The following is a 1,235-nucleotide window of genomic DNA, read 5'->3' on the forward strand; positions in this document are numbered from 1 at the left end:
ATAGGGAAGCCGTAGAGAAATCGAGTCCGAATAGGGCGATCAGTCGCTGGGTGTAGACCCGAAACCAAGTGATCTACTCATGGCCAGGATGAAGGTGCGGTAACACGCCCTGGAGGTCCGAACCCACTAATGTTGAAAAATTAGGGGATGAGCTGTGGGTAGGGGTGAAAGGCTAAACAAACTTGGAAATAGCTGGTTCTCTCCGAAAACTATTTAGGTAGTGCCTCAAGTATCACCATCGGGGGTAGAGCACTGTTATGGCTAGGGGGTCATTGCGACTTACCAAACCATTGCAAACTCCGAATACCGATGAGTGCGAGCTTGGGAGACAGACGTCGGGTGCTAACGTCCGGCGTCAAGAGGGAAACAACCCAGACCGCCAGCTAAGGTCCCAAAGATTGGCTAAGTGGAAAACGAAGTGGGAAGGCTAAAACAGTCAGGATGTTGGCTTAGAAGCAGCCATCATTTAAAGAAAGCGTAATAGCTCACTGATCGAGTCGTCCTGCGCGGAAGATGTAACGGGGCTAAGCCAGTCACCGAAGCTGCGGATATCCTTTATTGGATATGGTAGGAGAGCGTTCTGTAAGCCTGCGAAGGTGTCTTGTAAAGGATGCTGGAGGTATCAGAAGTGCGAATGCTGACATGAGTAGCGATAATGGGGGTGAAAAGCCTCCACGCCGTAAGCCCAAGGTTTCCTGTTCAACGTTCATCGGAGCAGGGTGAGTCGGCCCCTAAGGCGAGGCAGAGATGCGTAGCTGATGGGAAGCAGGTTAATATTCCTGCACCGTCGTATGATGCGATGGGGGGACGGATCGCGGAAGGTTGTCTGACTGTTGGAATAGTCAGTTTCTGTCTCATAGAAGGCGCTTAGGCAAATCCGGGCGCGGAATTCAAGGGGATGGGACGAGTGCACTTGTGCACGAAGCAATCGGAAGTGGTTCCAAGAAAAGCCTCTAAGCTTCAGTCATACGAGACCGTACCGCAAACCGACACAGGTGGGCGAGATGAGTATTCTAAGGCGCTTGAGAGAACTCGGGAGAAGGAACTCGGCAAATTGGTACCGTAACTTCGGGAAAAGGTACGCCCCGGTAGCTTGATTGGTTTACTCCATGAGGGTGAAAGGGTTGCAATAAACTGGTGGCTGCGACTGTTTAATAAAAACACAGCACTCTGCAAACACGAAAGTGGACGTATAGGGTGTGACGCCTGCCCGGTGCTGGAAGATTAAATGATGG

1 rRNA gene is annotated in these 1,235 nt (G+C 51.3%); it reads left to right on the top strand.

Annotated elements, in window-relative coordinates:
- A 23S ribosomal RNA gene (locus tag VPH41_RS28435) occupies positions 1–1,235 on the top strand; the annotation flags it as partial.

It is taken from the genome of Janthinobacterium sp. P210006, assembly GCF_036231885.1.
In the GTDB taxonomy this organism is placed as follows: domain Bacteria; phylum Pseudomonadota; class Gammaproteobacteria; order Burkholderiales; family Burkholderiaceae_D; genus Janthinobacterium; species Janthinobacterium violaceinigrum.